General features: G+C 36.7%; 15 protein-coding genes and 1 other RNA gene. All 16 read right to left on the reverse strand.

Features of this window, described 5'->3' with window-relative positions:
• Nucleotides 1-89 precede the first annotated feature (89 nt).
• The 16 genes from ACFIKX_RS04610 to ACFIKX_RS04685 all read right to left on the reverse strand — a co-directional run bounded on the left by ACFIKX_RS04610 (nucleotide 90) and on the right by ACFIKX_RS04685 (nucleotide 16,868).
• Complete coding sequence (locus ACFIKX_RS04610) at nucleotides 90-791, reverse strand: tRNA (guanine(46)-N(7))-methyltransferase TrmB (protein ID WP_375661216.1); 702 nt, start codon at nucleotides 789-791, stop codon at nucleotides 90-92.
• Nucleotides 788-2,056, reverse strand: a complete 1,269-nt coding sequence (gene metK, locus ACFIKX_RS04615; RefSeq protein ID WP_375613312.1) for a methionine adenosyltransferase — start codon at nucleotides 2,054-2,056, stop codon at nucleotides 788-790. The genes ACFIKX_RS04610 and metK overlap by 4 nt, the downstream gene beginning before the upstream one ends.
• Nucleotides 2,057-2,186: 130 nt before the next feature.
• Nucleotides 2,187-2,600 carry a helix-turn-helix domain-containing protein gene (locus ACFIKX_RS04620; protein WP_375611810.1) on the reverse strand — a complete coding sequence of 138 codons (414 nt, stop codon included), beginning with the start codon at nucleotides 2,598-2,600 and terminating at the stop codon, nucleotides 2,187-2,189.
• Between the two features lie 148 nt (nucleotides 2,601-2,748).
• Nucleotides 2,749-4,383 (reverse strand): apolipoprotein N-acyltransferase, encoded by a 1,635-nt coding sequence (gene lnt / locus ACFIKX_RS04625; RefSeq protein ID WP_375646188.1) that lies wholly within the window; start codon nucleotides 4,381-4,383, stop codon nucleotides 2,749-2,751.
• Complete coding sequence (locus ACFIKX_RS04630; RefSeq protein WP_273790583.1) at nucleotides 4,346-5,371, reverse strand: hemolysin family protein; 1,026 nt, start codon at nucleotides 5,369-5,371, stop codon at nucleotides 4,346-4,348. The genes lnt and ACFIKX_RS04630 overlap by 38 nt, the downstream gene beginning before the upstream one ends.
• 83 nt (nucleotides 5,372-5,454) lie before the next feature.
• Entirely contained in the window at nucleotides 5,455-5,946 is a 492-nt protein-coding gene (gene ybeY / locus ACFIKX_RS04635; protein ID WP_375627641.1) for an rRNA maturation RNase YbeY, read from the reverse strand.
• Nucleotides 5,943-7,067, reverse strand: coding sequence for a PhoH family protein (locus ACFIKX_RS04640; protein ID WP_375613339.1), 1,125 nt, complete (start codon nucleotides 7,065-7,067; stop codon nucleotides 5,943-5,945). Before ACFIKX_RS04640 ends, ybeY begins: the two co-directional genes overlap by 4 nt.
• Before the next feature lie 159 nt (nucleotides 7,068-7,226).
• Nucleotides 7,227-8,603: a tRNA (N6-isopentenyl adenosine(37)-C2)-methylthiotransferase MiaB gene (gene miaB / locus ACFIKX_RS04645; RefSeq protein WP_375627640.1), complete on the reverse strand. Its 1,377-nt coding sequence runs from the start codon at nucleotides 8,601-8,603 to the stop codon at nucleotides 7,227-7,229.
• A 31-nt stretch (nucleotides 8,604-8,634) separates the two neighbouring features.
• Nucleotides 8,635-9,126, reverse strand: coding sequence for a ribosomal protein S18-alanine N-acetyltransferase (rimI, locus tag ACFIKX_RS04650; RefSeq protein ID WP_375627639.1), 492 nt, complete (start codon nucleotides 9,124-9,126; stop codon nucleotides 8,635-8,637).
• Nucleotides 9,126-9,812 carry a tRNA (adenosine(37)-N6)-threonylcarbamoyltransferase complex dimerization subunit type 1 TsaB gene (gene tsaB, locus ACFIKX_RS04655; RefSeq protein WP_375627638.1) on the reverse strand — a complete coding sequence of 229 codons (687 nt, stop codon included), beginning with the start codon at nucleotides 9,810-9,812 and terminating at the stop codon, nucleotides 9,126-9,128. Before tsaB ends, rimI begins: the two co-directional genes overlap by 1 nt.
• Nucleotides 9,813-10,546: 734 nt before the next feature.
• Complete coding sequence (locus ACFIKX_RS04660; protein WP_375618033.1) at nucleotides 10,547-11,575, reverse strand: YeiH family protein; 1,029 nt, start codon at nucleotides 11,573-11,575, stop codon at nucleotides 10,547-10,549.
• Between the two features lie 69 nt (nucleotides 11,576-11,644).
• The gene (gene recR / locus ACFIKX_RS04665) at nucleotides 11,645-12,250 is read right to left on the reverse strand and encodes a recombination mediator RecR (RefSeq protein ID WP_375627637.1); all 606 of its coding nucleotides are present in this window, start codon (nucleotides 12,248-12,250) and stop codon (nucleotides 11,645-11,647) included.
• 30 nt (nucleotides 12,251-12,280) lie between these two features.
• Entirely contained in the window at nucleotides 12,281-12,604 is a 324-nt protein-coding gene (locus ACFIKX_RS04670; protein WP_375606797.1) for a YbaB/EbfC family nucleoid-associated protein, read from the reverse strand.
• 14 nt (nucleotides 12,605-12,618) lie between these two features.
• Nucleotides 12,619-14,559, reverse strand: a complete 1,941-nt coding sequence (locus tag ACFIKX_RS04675) for a DNA polymerase III subunit gamma/tau (RefSeq protein ID WP_375627636.1) — start codon at nucleotides 14,557-14,559, stop codon at nucleotides 12,619-12,621.
• 223 nt (nucleotides 14,560-14,782) lie between these two features.
• An RNA gene (ffs, locus tag ACFIKX_RS04680) (signal recognition particle sRNA small type) lies at nucleotides 14,783-14,880 on the reverse strand.
• A gap of 1,580 nt (nucleotides 14,881-16,460) precedes the next feature.
• Nucleotides 16,461-16,868, reverse strand: coding sequence for a hypothetical protein (locus tag ACFIKX_RS04685; RefSeq protein ID WP_375613320.1), 408 nt, complete (start codon nucleotides 16,866-16,868; stop codon nucleotides 16,461-16,463).
• Nucleotides 16,869-17,038 lie beyond the last annotated feature (170 nt).

Below are 17,038 nucleotides of genomic sequence, written 5' to 3' on the forward strand. Positions count from 1 at the left end.
CACTCTTCATCATAAGACCAAGAATTTAACTATTGATACTCTTAAATTCAAAATTTTTCAAGTTGTTTATGAGAAAAGCGCTTGATCATTTATTTCTTGATAAAGGTAAGATAGGCAGGCGTTCGTCCTTCGCGTAAAGCTTTTGCTTCATAGCGGGTTCCGCTCCATAGTGGATAAGGGAGTTTCCAGTCTTGAGGGCTTTCTGCTTTCCATTCAAAGTGATCATGTTGTGCACAATGGTACAAAGTCCAGTTGACATAACTGTCTATATCGCTAGCAAAGCGCAAAAATTTCCCTATTTTAAGAACACGAGCAAAACGGTTAAGATTTTTTATATTGATGAAGCGTCGTTTCCAGTGTTTTTTTTTCGGCCAAGGATCAGGATAGAAGAGGTCTATTCCGTCAAGCGAGTTATCAGGGAGCCAATCAAGAAGGCGTGTAGCATCATCATTATAGAGGCGAAGACGATTTTGATGGTTTTGATGCTGTTCAAGAGACGACAATATTTTTGCCATGCCATTGATAAAGGGCTCGACGCCGATAAAACCGGTTTTTGGAAAATATGCCATTTCATGAAGTAAATGTTCACCTCCACCAAAACCGATTTCAAGTCGAATTTCTCTTATTTTGCTTGAAAATAAGGATGTAAGGTTTAAGGGAGGAGGGACATTTAAATCAATATTCAAACTGGGGAGAAGCATTTGTATACGTGTAAGCTGACTGTTTCGAAGTTGTTTTCCTTGTCGGCGTCCAAAAAATGCTTCACTCTTACGTATATTATGTTTAATCATGGGATTTGGATCATTGTTTGAAGCGTTTTCACGAGATCAGTTTTTTCCCATGAAAACGAACCATCGTGTTTTGGTTTACGACCAAAGTGACCATAGGCAGCTGTTTTCGCATAAATAGGTTTATTGAGGTCAAGATGTTTTCGAATGCCGGTAGGTGAAAGGTCCATTATTTTGCGGATGGCTTCTTCAATAACCTTTTCATCGACTTTTCCTGTTCCATGAAGATTAAGATAAATAGATAAAGGTTGTGCAATACCAATTGCATAGGAGAGTTGAATGGTGCATCTCTCTGCTAAATGAGCAGCAACAATATTCTTAGCCAGATAGCGTGCCGCATAGGCAGCAGAACGATCAACTTTTGTTGTATCTTTTCCTGAAAAAGCACCGCCTCCATGGGGTGCTGCACCTCCGTAAGTATCCACAATAATTTTGCGTCCCGTTAATCCGGCATCGCTTTGAGGGCCTCCAATGACAAATTTTCCTGTTGGGTTAATATACCAACTACATTGAGCTGCAATGGGAATGTCATGTAAAGCTTGGCGAATGTAAGGTTCAACCACTGTACGTACTTTATTGGAATCCCAGCTTTCATCAAGGTGCTGCGTTGAAAGAACAATGGATGTGACCTCTATCGGTTTTCCATTTTTATAACGTATGGTTATTTGGCTTTTAGCATCTGGTCCTAATTTTCCAGTTTCTCCCTCTCCTTTATGACGAGCTGCGGCAAGAAGTTTGAGAATTTTATGCGCATAATAAATTGGCGCAGGCATGAGATCAGGTGTTTCACGGCAAGCATATCCAAACATGATACCTTGATCACCCGCTCCTTCTTCACCATGCCGATCCGTAGCATTATCAACCCCTCTTGCTATATCAGCTGATTGTGGGCGCAAAAGAACATCAATTTTAACAGTTTTCCAATGGAAGCCTGCTTGTTCATAGCCAATGGTACGAATAGCACGGCGCGCTGCTGTACGAAAACGTGTAGGATTAATGAGTGGAAAGCTAGTTTCATCATAGATGAATTCTTTATTTTTATCTTTTTTTAATAGCGTATCGGGAACACGTACTTCACCAGCGATAACAACACGGTTGACACTGACGAGAGTTTCACAGGCAACGCGTACTAACCATGGATCAGTACCAGTCTTTTCAGCTTCTTTATAGATCATATCAACGATTTCATCGGAAATACGATCACAAATTTTATCAGGATGTCCTTCCGATACCGATTCGCTCGTAAAAAGATAATCTTGATGCGGCATAGGAACTCCTTCAAAAAAGAAAACCAACGATTTAATCAATTGCTTACTAAAGTCGTCACCATTTGCTAATTCTACAGCAAATAGTCAATGCAAATGTATATGAATAAAAGAGAAAAGATATAATTTTAATTTATAACTTATTTGTCAAATCTTCCTCAGAAAGTGCTTTTGCCAAGTCAATAATTTTTCGACGCACTTTAGCATCAGATATATTTGTAAAAGCGCGCATGAGCTGAATCCCTTCGCTGCTAGAACAAAAGTCTATAAAATTGTGTTCACTTTCAGCAAAACCCTCTACTTGTTGGGAGGTAATACCTTTATCAAAAAAGTAAGAAACAGGAACATCCATAATTTCCGCTATCGCTTGAAGACGGCTGGCACCAATACGGTTTGTTCCTTTTTCATATTTTTGGATTTGCTGAAAAGTAATTCCTAATTTTTCACCTAGTTTCTCTTGAGTGAGTCCTAAAATATTACGACGTAAACGGATACGAGTTCCAACATAGATATCTATAGGGTCAGGTTTTTTTCTAGTTTCGGTCATAATGCAACTCTTTATTTCCAGCATTTTTCTTCTAAACCAACATCATATTTATGCGCAGTTGATTTATCATATAATTAAAACAATATGTAATATTTTTTCCCAATATCACTGGTACACGCAACACAATACCGTACAAAGGGCACTTGAATCATTTAAGCTGTTTTGTAAAACCAAAACCAATACGACACAATAGCATAAGGATGAATAAGATAAAAGTAGAGAAAGTTCTGTATTCATTGCTTCCTATAGGGGTAATGGATGATGGAACTTGTGAATCAATAATGCCCACAGCATTTTGTCGAAGAGCTACAACGATTCGTCCATAAGAATCAATAACAGCTGATATGCCATTATTGGCTGCCCGTATGAGGGGGATTCCCAGTTCAACGGCACGAAGCTGTGCTTGTTGAAGATGTTGATAGGGTCCAGGTGTTACACCAAACCATGCATCATTTGTAATATTAATAATTGCTTGAGGCGGGGAGCCTTTAAAAGTCATTTCATGGGGAAATATTGCTTCATAACAAATTAAGGGTAGATAAGAAAATCCGTTTGGCATTGTAACAATTTTGCGCACACTTGCAGCACTATATCCACCAATATTATCAGCAAGGGTACGCAATCCAATTTTTTTCAATAAATTCTGATAAGGAAGATACTCACCAAAAGGAACCAAATGAAGTTTATCGGAAGTATTTAAAATATTACCTTGAGCATTAATGACTGCAATTGTATTAAAATATTGTATTTGGGAATGAGGTAGATCATTGCTGGCGCGTATTGCTCCAACAATAGCCCATTGTTTAGGTTTTAAAAGAGAGGCAATGCGCATTGTGATAGATGAATTATCATAGAGAAGGTAAGGAACGGAAGCTTCAGGCCATACGATAAAATCGGGTTCTGAATTTTGATCGGTTGTTGGCGTTGCACTTAGCTTCATATGCGCTTCCAACATAGATTCTCGTGTATTATCACGCAATTTTATATTTTGTTGGATGGACGGTTGAACAATGCGCACCCAATAAGCACTTTTTTGATCTTCAGTTGTGTTTTCTATAGTATGAAGACGATAAAACCCAAAACCACAGTGAATGAATATAAGTGATAAGCAAAGAGAAAGTGCCACTTTCTTTTTTTCATCCGTTAATAAAACAGTTGGCAAACTGTAGGCTAAGACAGCAAGAATATTCATTCCGTAAAGTCCTACGATTGCATCAGATTGCATGAACATTGGGGTTGGCATGGCTGTATAGCCAAGAGAATTCCATGGAAATCCTGTGAATAAAAACGCACGCAACCACTCGGATAATCCTAATGCAAAGGCTAAAACAAAAAAACGTGCTATTCCTTTTGTCCATAATAAACCGACAATGAAACCAGAAAAAAACCAATAAAGAGAAAGGTAGAGTGGAGGGAATAAAATGGCTAATGGGACTGCCCAACCAAAAGAATCTGGATCTGTTAACAAAGCATTGCATAGCCACCAAAGGCCGCAAATAAAATAACTAAAACCAAATGTTCCACAGCTTAAAGCGTAAGTAAAAAAATGTTTTTTATTGTTTTTGGTGGCCTGTATTGAGTCAAGTAAAACAATAAAGAGAGGGAAAGTTAAAAAGCAAAGAGGTGTTAAATAAAAGGGTGGAAGTGCAAAAGAAGTAAGAGCACCACACAGAAATATCCATGCTTGGCGCTTCCAGCCTGTAACAGAGAACAAAAAAACGATGAAATTGTTTAAAAATGCTGGACTATTCTTTAGGGATGGCATTGTTCTCAAGATTCTCATTTTTGGGAATGCGAAAAATGCGCAATCGTTTAATCCGGCGTTTATCAGCTTCTAAAATACGAAATCTATAGCCAGGTACAGCTTCGACAATTTCACCTTTAGCAGGAATGCGATCAAGAATTGAGACGATCAAACCACCAATAGTATCAACTTCATCACCATATTCCCCTACGATAAAATCAGGACCAAGAGCTTTCTCCACATCTTCTAGTTCAGTTCTTGCATCAACGAGCCATTTATTATTTGGTTCACGTACGATAGCATTGTCGACATTATCATGTTCATCTTCGATATCCCCAACGACTAACTCAACAATATCTTCCATTGAAACGAGACCATCTGTTCCTCCATGTTCATCAATAACTAAAGCCATTTGAGTTCGTGTAGTTTGCATCCGTGTTAATAATTTGCTTGCAAGCATAGAACTGGGAACAAAGAGAACGGTTCGGATCAAATCCAATTCACCGATTGGAGTATGCAAGTCTGTATGGTTTAATTGAAGCAAATCGGATTTTTGTTCGGTTTTTGTTGGGTTGATAATAAAGCGAGTGATGTAGTTAAGAATATCGCGGATATGGATCATGCCGCGTGGATCATCTAAAGTTTCAGCATAAACGGGTATACGAGAATGACCGATTTTTGCAAAACATTGAAGGGTTTCTCCAAGAGAGGTGTTTATTTCTAATGCTTCGATTTCAGAACGAGGTATCATAACATCATCCACGCGTGCTTCACGTAAGCGTAAAATGTTATGCAGCATAGTACGTTCTTCAGGTGAGAAGAGGGCGGTATCTTTTTCATTGTTAGTCGTGAGTGCAACGGTAAGATCATCGCGCAGCGACGTAGATGCACAATTACGACCCCGTAAGAATGAAAATAAATGATTCATCAGGGAATATTTCTCTGTATGATTCGTCTGTTGAGAGGGGTCTTTTTCATTATTAGAAGATGCTTGACTATTATTTTGTGCATTTATTTTGTTGGCCATGGTTTTGAAATCTTCTAAACTTTCTTTTTATAATAGATGAATGAGAGGCTTAAATGGTATGCTCGTAATATTAATTTTAAAAGTTAAATTTTATCATTTATAGACAATTCAGCGTAAGGATCTTTTATGGAAAGCTTTTGAAGAATTTCTCTTTCAAGCTTTTCCATTTGATGTGCTTCATTATCAGTTTCATGGTCATAACCAAGCAGATGCAAGATGCCATGAACAATCATATGCATTAAATGGTCTTGAAATGTTTTTCCTTCTTTCTCTGCTTCGAAAACAACAGTTTCTCGGGCAATAATAATATCACCGAGCATGGGACCAGGTTGATTTCCAGCTTTAAGTGGAAAAGCAGGAAAGGATAATACATTAGTAGATTTGTTTTTGTTGCGCCATTGTGCATTGATTTGTGCCATATGTTCATCATCCGTAAAAAGCAGGCTAATCTCGCTTACAACATTTTCCAATGAAACATGATGCATAGTTGCCATTAATGCTTTTTCAGTGATATTATAAAGCATTTTCTCATCATTCCACCCTGCGCTTTTAATCATTATATCAATAATAATCATGATGAATCAAATTCATTTTTTAATGCATCGCATGCGAATGATTTTTTTTTATTTTGTATTTCGGAATCACGATCATAAGCACGAACGATAGCAGCAACAAGTGGGTGGCGTACAACATCTTTTTCATCAAAATGCACAATTGCAATATTTTCTACATTTGAAAGAATGCGAATTGCTTCAATGAGACCTGATTTTTGCCCTGTAGGCAAATCAATTTGGCTTACGTCACCGGTAACAATCATACGTGTTCCTTCTCCAAGACGTGTGAGGAACATTTTCATTTGCATGGGCGTAGTATTTTGTGCCTCATCAAGAATAACAGCAGCATGGGCAAGTGTTCGTCCGCGCATAAAGGCGAGAGGAGCAATTTCTATGACACCAGAGGCTAAAATGCGTTCTATTTTTTCAGCGGGCATCATATCATAAAGAGCATCATAAAGTGGTCGTAAATATGGGTCGACTTTTTCTTTGAGATCACCGGGAAGAAAACCAAGATGTTCTCCAGCTTCAACAGCCGGACGTGAGAGAATAATTCGCTCAATGATACCACGTTCTAGAAGCATTGCAGCATGAGCAACAGCAAGATACGTTTTTCCTGTTCCTGCTGGTCCTACACCAAACACAAGTTCAGTATGCTCCATAGCACTTATGTAAGCGTCTTGTGTTGGAGTTCTTGCATGAATTATTTTTTTATGGGTACTCAACCGAGCTGCTATACGTTTCGTTGCAGATTTGTGTGTTATTGTGTCTTCTTTCTGCTTCTTTGGTATATTTGCCATAGCAATCGCTCCTTTTATATCTGATAAAGTGAGCTCTTGATGTGTTTTGGCACGTTCATAAAGCTGCTGCAATGCATATTGCGCACGTTTTATAACAGAAATATTTCCACGGATTAAGACTTCATTACCACGCGGATGAATACTAAGTTCGAGTTTTTTTTCGATATAAGCGAGATTTTCGTCAAATTTACCAAAAACTGCTTTTGCATATTTATTATTTTCGAAAATCAAAACAACTTGGCTCACATCTGAAGCGCTTGTTTGTTTCAAGGTATCAGCCTTTTCAAGGGACATATTTACTTTTTCTTTAATACGCTTTATTTTTTCGGTTGAAGCTTTCAGCCTATTCTCCATATTTACATAAATATTGCACATTTTGTTAAGTAAACTTTATAAAAGACAATTTTTACAAAAAGTGCACGCTTTAGATGTAATCATTTGCTTTTAAAATAAAAGAGTTTTCCAAAATATTTATTTTTGAACAAGGTATTAGAGGCATGTTTATCTATTTGTCACTTCACCAACAAAACTGTTTGAGCTTGCATTTTTAATATGAATTTCTATCACGCTACCTGTAGAGGCTTCTGTATCGACAACAACAGGTAAAAGCCACGGGGAACGCCCTACCATTTGCCCTGAGTGACGTCCAGGTTTTTCGATGAGAACGTTCGTTTTTTGATCAATTTTAGAACGCAAAAACGCATTTTGTTGCTCAAGGAGAAGGGCTTGTAAATGTTGAAGTCGGGCATCTTTTACAGATTCATCAACATGATTTTTCATTGTGGCTCCCACTGTTCCAGGACGGGGGGAATATTTAAAAGAATAAGCTGAACTGTACTGTACTTGTTGAATAAGTTTAATGGTTTCTTCAAAGTCTTCATCTGTTTCTCCTGGAAACCCTACAATAAAATCACCTGAAAAGGCAATATCGGGTCGTGCCGTCCGAATTTTTTCGATAAGATGAAGATAATGAGAACTTTTGTGTTGGCGATTCATGGCTTTTAAGATGCGATCTGAACCTGATTGAACAGGCAGATGGAGGTAAGGCATTAACATATCAAGATCTCGATGTGCGGCGATAAGGCTATCATCCATATCACGCGGGTGGCTGGTTGTGTAACGCAAACGCTTTAAACCATCGAGTTTTGCAAGATGATAAAGAAGATCGCCAAGACGCCAAGTTTTGCCATCAGCACTTTGTCCATGCCAACCATTGACATTTTGTCCAAGCAGCGTAATCTCTTTAACACCTGCTTCAATAAGCTGGCGGGCTTCCTCGGTAATTTGCTCGACGGACCGTGATATTTCAGCACCCCGCGTATAGGGAACAACACAAAAAGTGCAAAATTTGTCGCACCCTTCTTGTACTGTTAAAAATGCGCTAACACCCCGTTTTCTTACTGCATGTTTATTATGAGGCGGCAAATGAGCAAATTTATCTTCAACAGCATAGTCTGTTTCGATAATCTTTTTTCCTTGTTTGGCTTTTTCTAACAATTCTGGCAGGCGATGATACATTTGTGGACCAATAACAAGATCCACTGTTGGCGCACGGCGCAAGATTTCACTTCCCTCAGCTTGTGCAACACAACCCGTTACACCAACTGTCAAGGGTTTATCAGGTGTGCGTTCTTGACGCATAATGCGCAAACGACCAAGATCAGAATAAAGTTTTTCTGCTGCTTTTTCACGAATATGACAGGTATTAACAAGAATAAGATCGGCATCATTGGGAATTTGTGTTGTCACATAGCCTTGCGAACTGAGACTATCAGTCATCCGTTGGCTATCATAAACATTCATTTGACATCCATAAGTTTTGATAAAAACCTTTTTAGGAGCAACAGGAGATGTATTTTTAGGATTTACTTTATTCATAGTGCTTGTCTAAATGTTTTTTACACAAATCTCAATCTATTTGCTTAAAAGTTTTTTGCATGATAATTGCATCACCACGACCATTTTTTGACGCGTAATAGGCAAGACGTTCAGAAATTTTTTGAAATTCAAAGCGTTGATAAAGGTTCAAAGCAGAAAGATTTGTGGCTTCTACTTCCAAGAATAATTTTATGGCGCCCTTGTCGTGAAGATAGTGAACTGTGCTTTCAATAAGAAAGGTACCAATTCCTTTTTGACGATAATGAGGGTGAACAGCAATTGTGATGATTTCTGCTTCATCAAGGATGAGACGGCATAGGCAAAAGCCTAAAATTTGATCAGAGTGATCAATGAGAAAAGCTTTGTATCCGAAGATAGAGTGATCTGTTAAGAAATTATCAAAAGCTTGTTTTTCCCAAGAAGGGGTAAAACAATGCTGATGAATTTGATGAAGAGAAGCACTATCATTAACTTGTAGCGGAGCAATTCCAAAATTCTTTTTTGTCAATGAAAATTTGGGCATTATTTTTTTTGTGGTAAAGCAAAATTGGTTTGTTGTTTTGCATCAGCGCTGCGTAGATAGAGTGGGCGAGGTGAATTTTTTGATTGTTTGTTTGCAGCAAGATAAGCATAGTTTACAATATCGGCCGCTTCGCAGGGGATTTTTTCTAGGACAATTTTTTCGTATATTTTATGGTTTTTAACATGCTCCACAACGACATCAGCAGCTGGGCCAGTCAGTCGGGTTTTTTTTGGCAAATCTTCGAGGATATTTTCAATTGTTTTTAATCCCGGCGCTCCCAAAGGTGTGAGATCATTATGAAAATTTTGATGGTAGAACATCCCTCTCCCTGCTTCAATGACAACAGTAATTGCCGATGCTGTACTTTTACTGTTTATGACTTGTGCTGCTAACGCTTCAAGAGCACTCACTCCAACAGCTGGTATTTCAAGTGCTAATGCCAAAGCGCGCGCTGTTGCAACACCGACACGCACACCAGTAAATGATCCAGGTCCAATATTGACAGCAATACGCTCAACTTGATCAAGCGTCATATTGGCTTGTTTCATTATTTGTGTAATCTGCCCAATAATTTTTTCGGCATGTCCTTTGTTTATGCGTTCATTGATACGCGCAATAACAGATTTATGACGAATAAGCGCAACAGCACAATAAATTGAAGCGGTATCTATAGCAAGGATAAGCATAAAAATATTTTAGTTGAATAAAACGATAAATAAAAGTCCTGCTGTATTTTTAATCTTTTCATTATCGTATATTTCATTTGTAAGAAAGTTACTAGTGACAATAAGCAACAATATCTTTTTATGGGATAGAACGAGATGTTGATTTAATCCTTATTTTTATCACTTTTTGAATGAGTACCTTGAGTATTGTAAGATTCTCTTATTTTAAGTCTACTTATGGTGAAACAATTAAAGTTATTAGCTTGTATATTACAAGCGGAGTTAGCGTATGAATCAAAACTGTTGAAGAAAAGAATAAAAACTCCTTCACGAATCGTTTAAATGGAAGGGTTGTCACAACTTGTAAGCTATCAAATAGTACTTTGATGCCACTTGTATTACATAGTAAGTAAAAGTAATTTAAAAGAGGAAAAGTTATGACCCCACATTTTTTCCAAATAAGAACATATTCTATCCGTCTTTATATAAAAAACTCAGCGTAATGAGAGCAGATGAAAGAAATGGCATTGTTTTGCATGAGTTACGTATTTTGATACTACCCTGTTGCAAATCATTATGGACTGAAAAGCACATTTGACAGTTTTCACTTAAATATCAGCTCGTTCAATTTTTTGTATAGAATAATGAGCAGTATTTTAGAACTTTTTCTGGTTTATGAAAGAACTGATTTTAATAATAATGAGGACTTTGGGTTGATTGTATACTACGTTGAAAAAATAATAATCAATGCACATTTAAAATGTTATATGATTTAAATCATTCAATTGTATCATGATAAGGCTACAAATACCGAGAATAATTATGGAGCAGGTTGAAGCCAAAATGACGCGCCATCCTGCTTTTTTTAGTGATCGGATATCAACACCTAATCCTAGTGCAGCCATTGAGATAACAGTAAACAACTGGGCAATAAATTTGATGGGATTGATAGCCTTTTCAGGGATAAGACCACTTGAGCGAACAAGCATCATGATAATAAAGCCAATGATAAACCATGGGACGAGGGTATGTAAACGCAAGCGTGTTTGTGCTGATCGGCGATAAATGATTGATAGAGTAAAAATAACAGGGCCTAACATGAGAACCCGTACTAATTTGACAATTGTTGCAATTTGAACACTCAGAAAAGAGACAGATGCTGTTGCTGCTAAAACCTGTGGTACAGCATAAACAACCATGCCAGCAAGCACACCATATTGGCTAAATGACAAATTCAGAGACGGATGTAAAAAGGGTAGAAATAAAATAATAAGAATTCCTAAAAGAGCAGTGAAGGCAATTGACGCGGCTACATCGTCATGTTTTGCTTTTATGACAGGTGCAACGGCGACAATAGCTGAATTGCCACAAATAGCATTCCCACAAGCGACCAGCATTGCTAAATGTGTAGAAAGCCCGAAAAGTCGGCCGATGGCAAAGCTCAGGATAATCGTTACGAATATCACGAATATGATACTAGCAAGCAAATTCCAGCCAGCTGAAAGGACTGCGTTAATGCTAATGCTTGCTCCTAGAAGAACGATAGCAATTTCGAGAAGTGTTTTTGCACAAAAGGTGATACCTTTTTGAAAATATGTTGGCAAAGGAAAACAACTACGGATAATCGATCCTAAAAGAATTGCCAAAACAAGGCTTTCAAGCCAAGCTTGTCCCAAAAGCTGTTTTTCTACGACTTCTAAGCCATAAGCTAAGGCTGATATGAGTAAACATACTAGAATACCAGGACCAAAGTCGTTTAAAAGTGAGAGTTTTTTCTTTATCACTTGAATATTTTCCCCATACAAAGAAATAATAGTAAATAAAACGAGATAACAGGTAAGAGAAAGAAATTTTTAAAGATTTGTTCTTGCTTGTACAGCTGCTGCTAAAGTTCCGTCATCAAGATAATCAAGCTCGCCTCCTACAGGGACACCATGAGCAAGTCGCGTAATTTTAACTGGAAAATTGGAAAGCTGATCGGTGATATAGTGAGCAGTTGTTTGACCTTCGACAGTCGCATTGACAGCAAGAATAATTTCCGTAATAGGTTTTTGTACAACACGCTGTATTAAGGTGGCAATGTTGAGTTCGTCAGGACCTATTCCATCTAAGGGGGAGAGTCGTCCACCCAACACATGGTAACGTGCGGCTAAAGTTTTTGCGCGTTCAAGAGCCCACAGATCAGCAATATCCTCAACAACGATGATTGTTGTATCATCGCGGCGCAAATCTGTACAAATTGAACAAGGATCAATGGTATCGACATTTCCACAAACAGAACAAATGCCGACTTTTTCTATAGCTGCTTGTATAGCTGCTCCTAAAGGCTCCAGCAAAGTCTCCTTTTTCTTGATAAGATGCAGCGCAGCACGACGCGCTGAACGTGGACCAAGACCTGGTAACCGTGATAAAATCTGAATGAGACGTTTAATCTCAGCTCCTGCAATGTATTTAGACATATTTTTGTCTCACGGGAAAAATCCGTTTCATTAAAATGGAAGCTTGAAACCTGATGGGAGTGGTAGCCCTGCCGTCATACTTTTGGTTTTTTCTTCTATTGCGACTTCGATTTTTGTTCTTGCTTCATTATAAGCTGCCATAATGAGATCTTCAAGAATTTCAGCTTCCTCAGGTTTGAGTAATGAAGGATCAATTTGAATTGCTGTTATAATATTTTTGCCATTTAAAGTGATATTGACGAGACCACCCCCTGCAGTGCCCACAGCTTGCAGATTAGCTATTTCTTCCTGAATCTTCTGCATTTTTTCTTGCATTTCTTTGGCTTTTTTCATCATGCTCATCATTTCACGCATAGGAATAGGTATCCTTATTCATCATTGATATCATTTTTATTTTTAAAAATATCAGCATTTTTAAAGGTATTGGGGAGTAAATCAAGATCATTTTCTTCTTTATTGAGTCGAATATCGACAATTTTTGCTTCTGGGAAATGATTGAGGATTTTCGCGATATCAGGATCTGTTTCTGCATTGGAAAAAAGAGTCTTTTGAATCGCTATACTTTCCTCCTGTAAGGTTGGGCCACCTCCTTCATTAACAAAAGTTATTGTCCAGCGTTTTTCAGTCCATTGAGATATCTTTTTTTCTATATCATGAGCAAGAAATTGTGGGGTATTTTCAGAAAGTCTTAAGGTAATATGCCCAGCTTCAAAAGAAACAGGATGAACAAATTCTTTAACAAGGAGTTTGAAAGGAACGTCATTATGCTGTTCGGCTAATTGAACAATATCGTGCAAAGAATTAATCACGAGAGTTTTAGGTTCAGTAATCTTTTCTGTTTTTTGCGTGACAGAATGCGATGAATTTGCAATCTTTACAGAAAGATCAGTAGATTGAGAAGTTTCTAGAATTTCTGTTACTTCTTGGGCGCTGATTTTGTCATGGTTTTGATTTTTAACTAAATTTTCTGGTTGTAAGGAATGATCTAATTGGTTTTTCAAAGATGTTTTTAAATCTGATTGATCGGCTAATGTATTTGAAATGCTCGAGGAAGCATGGGCTCCGACCATTGTTTCTTTTGTTATATTATTTGCATTTGTAGATTCTTGATGAGAAGAGTTTTTAACCAGTGTGAGAGGCGTTTTTTCTTGCGTAAGCTTTTTTAAAGCCTCATCAAGGGTTGGTAAGTCAGCCGTGTGAGCAAGACGAATTAAAAGCATTTCAGCGGCTTGAAGAGGACGTGCAGTTTGATTAACTTCCTGTAAACCTTTGAGTAACATTTGCCAGTTTCGGGATAAAACAGGAACGGAAAGTTTTTTTGAAAAGTCTAAACTTCTTAAACGTTGTTCTTCAGTCAGAGAAAAATCTTCCACTATTTCTGGTGTAAAACGTAAACGTGTGACCAGATGATTAAAATCGGCTAGTTCTGTCAATATAGTAAGAGGATCAGCACCTGCTTCATACTGACTGCGTAATTCATGTAACGCATTGACAACATCGCCCTTCATGATAAATTCAAAAAGATCAATAATACGTGCTTGATCCGCTAATCCTAACATTGTACGCACCGCAATAGCATTAACATTGCCATTGCTATGGGCGATTGCTTGATCAAAAATGGATAATGCATCACGTGCAGATCCTTCTGCAGCACGGGCAATCATAGAGAGTGCTTGATCTTCTACTTCTACCTTTTCATATTTCGCAATTTGACGCAAATGTGCACTCAAAGCTTTTGAGTCAATACGGCGTAAATCAAAACGTTGGCAACGCGAAAGAATTGTAATAGGAACTTTGCGAATTTCTGTTGTGGCAAAAATAAATTTCACATGGGAAGGTGGTTCTTCAAGAGTTTTCAATAAACCATTAAAGGCTTGTGTTGAGAGCATATGTACTTCATCGATAATATAAACCTTATAGCGTGCAGAAACAGGACGATAGCGTATTTGTTCAATAATTTCACGAATATCATCAATGCCCGTATGAGAAGCGGCATCCATTTCTATAACATCAATATGGCGTCCTTCGATAATTTGTGTGCAATGTTCACCAAGAGAGTCCAATACAGTTGTTGGTTGGTCAGTATCTTTTGTTTTATAATTAAGTGCACGTGCCAAAATACGTGCTGTTGTGGTTTTACCTACGCCACGAATCCCTGTTAACATCCACGCTTGTGCAATACGACCTTTTTCAAAGGCGTTGGTGAGAGTACGCACCATAGCTTCCTGACCAATGAGGTCAGAGAAGTTTTGGGGTCGATATTTACGAGCAAGAACACGATAGGCTGTTTCTACCGGTAAATTTTCCATGAATATTTCCAACTTCGAAGTTCTTTATGCGTACATTTTGATAATACAAAAGCATAGATCAATACTGTAGTCTCATATAAAAGGATTTTTTCTTAATCAAATTATTTATGGGACAATTTGTTTAAAAACAACAAAACCCCTTTATTTGCTGCATACAAATGCCGCTCTGAAGATTAAAAATACCTCGCTAAAAGACAGCATAAAAAATAATTTCTTCAGCAAAATAGGAGGTTGGAACGATGACCCGTACCAGAACTCGTTGGGGCTGCTTCTTTCCAGACCTGACCCAGTTGGCGAGTAGTTCGTCCACCACCAACCTCCCAAGTTCATATTGTCGATTTGGAATGAAAAATCAAGCTCAGAAACGAAAAATATCCTAAGAAAGACGAAGAATTTTCCTTTGCGTTTAATTTATTGACATATAAACAACAAAGAGATTGTGGATTTATTAGTTTTTATAGCAGTAGCTCTGCATATTTATTTGGTATGAAAATATCTTTTCGCTTAAGATAGTCTGAATGTATAATTATTCTCATTCGCTGAAACATATAAGAGTTTTAGGATAGACACGTCTGTTCTAAAACTACGAAATTGAATCATCAAAAATTTACAACAGTTAAAGAAGAAAATAAAGCAGATAGATCATGTAATTGGCTAACATTCGAAAGTCAGGGGGAAGAGTGCTATTTAAATAATTATAAAATATTGCTTTAATGGTGTTGCTCCTCTATACAAAAAATCCCAAACAGAATACATTTAATGTTGTACATTCACAGGCTTTTTAAAGAGCGATTGCTCAATACTCTTAACTATATTTCAAACTCTACTCGTAAATAGTATACATACTCTCCTTGAGATATAAGTCCATTGTGCACTATCTTTTTTATGCTTAATAAAAGTATAAATTTTAGCCCTCATACTACTTAACAACTCCCAATGTTGCGATCCCTTGCACTTGAGAGGCTTTATAAGAAGCATTTTTATTCCTTTTTTAATCGTTTTTACTCACACACCACTCCCATTTGTAACTTTCAAGGAAATGATTTTAATTGATTCAATATGAGATTTAAGATGGGAGGATCTTACTTTATTTGTGGTTGTAATTCAGTATAAAAAATCGAACTCTTATAATGATAAGTCAATATATTAAATATCTTATAAGAGAACCACCTCATTTCTATAGTGAATGAGAATATCAAATATGTAATATTTTTTCTTTTAACGTATATAAATACTGAGTAGATGTTATCGCTCTTTTTTTGCGTGCTTGTTCTTTTAATTAAAAAACATTGATGTTTATCACAAGATGGATCAATATATGAATTTTTATTATTTGAGAAAAGGTTTCATATATTTTTAAGAGACTGTACTCATGCAAGAGAAGATGCAACATTAAACGCTATAGAAATAAGGGGGTACTGATTTTATAAGCATAAAAATGGTTCTTATTCGATATAAGCGACATTTTATAGTTTCAGATAATTATATTCTTTAATAAGGAGGGAAAAGCGAGATAATTTTTATAAAAAGCTGAATGAGTATGACTTAAAGTGCAGTAAGGAATGCATCTGTAGAGCAAATTTTACTTTTCTGTTTATCTAAGTGATTTGGGTACGATGTGCTTTATAGTACTTAAAATAAAGCAGTTGCAAAGATAGAAGTTATATTCTTATTAAAAAAATAGCTCTGATAGTAGAAAATACAGAACAATTTAATTTTAGTCATTTAGTTTTCGCAAAAGTTCTTTAATATCTAACCTTATAAGCAGCTTAAGGTTTGCCATATTAGGATAAAAATAAGCTTTTCAGCGATTAGTTTTAATGGCTCATTATGCCCTATTTTGAAAAAAATACCTAAAAAAAGAATAACTCTACTCAAATTTAGATGTTATAGAAATATTGTTAATCATAATCTCCTGTGTCACAATTTGTTCCAACAACTTTTTTCTTCGTAATATTTTTAAAAATATAATGTCCTGACGAAGGAAAACTTATATGAAGAGATTTTATATTTTTTAGGATAAAGATCTTCTTTTCTTTATCATGGGTTATTTTCTTTTCATCATCAACAGCAATTCTCAATTTGTTTAAATCAGAAGGGGTAGAGTATGATAAAGTAAAGGATACTTTCTTCGGTTCAAAGATACTACAAGAGTATTCAGCTCCTTGATGGATTGTATCGGATGGGATGATCACAACACTTTCATCCAGCCCAAAATTCCATTTTCTCTCACCAAAGCCAGCAAACGCACCACTAGAGTAGGCGAGAATATTTGCGGCTAATAATCCTTGCATGAAGATTTTTTTCATTATCCTCTCCTTTTTCTAAAGTGAGGTGAATCATAAATCAATTTTTATAAAGATAAAAGCTCAAACTTAACGCTAAAATCAGGGCTAAGTTGCATTTTCTAGTTTTAAACCATGTTTAGAATGACATTAATCTAAGAGATTTGAATGCTCTATTATGTATAATAATTTGA

This window comes from Bartonella sp. CM86QHHN (assembly GCF_042194695.1).
Classification (GTDB): Bacteria; Pseudomonadota; Alphaproteobacteria; order Rhizobiales; family Rhizobiaceae; genus Bartonella.